The organism is Holdemanella porci (genome assembly GCF_019052655.1).
Taxonomy (GTDB): Bacteria; Bacillota_I; Bacilli_A; order Erysipelotrichales; family Erysipelotrichaceae; genus Holdemanella; species Holdemanella hominis.
This window is the reverse complement of record NZ_JAHQVB010000193.1, coordinates 1-349: the sequence shown is the minus strand read 5'-3', so window position 1 is coordinate 349 and position 349 is coordinate 1. Positions and strand designations below refer to the sequence as shown.

Annotated in this window: 1 protein-coding gene; it reads left to right on the top strand. The window is 34.1% G+C overall.

Translation table 11 applies throughout. From position 1 onward, the window contains the following. A partial coding sequence (locus tag KTQ83_RS12105) for an S-adenosylmethionine synthetase N-terminal domain-containing protein (protein WP_280636092.1) occupies positions 1-349 on the top strand: 349 nt, incomplete at both ends.

The following is a 349-nucleotide window of genomic DNA, read 5'->3' as shown; positions in this document are numbered from 1 at the left end:
TATATTTTTACAAGTGAAAGTGTTACTGAAGGTCATCCAGATAAAATTTGTGACCAAATTGCCGACGCAATCGTAGATGCTGCATTAGCTCAAGACCCATATTCAAATATGGCTGTTGAATGTACTATTAAAGATGATTTTGTATTAATTTATGGTGAATGTAATACAAAGGCAGAATTGGATTATGAAACAATCGCATTGAATGAAATCAAACGTATTGGGTATACAGAAGAATATCATGTACATACTGTTGTAAACCAACAAAGTCCTGAAATTCACAATGCGGTAAACCGTGATGAAGTATGTGCTGGTGACCAAGGTATTATGTTTGGTTATGCATGTGATGAAA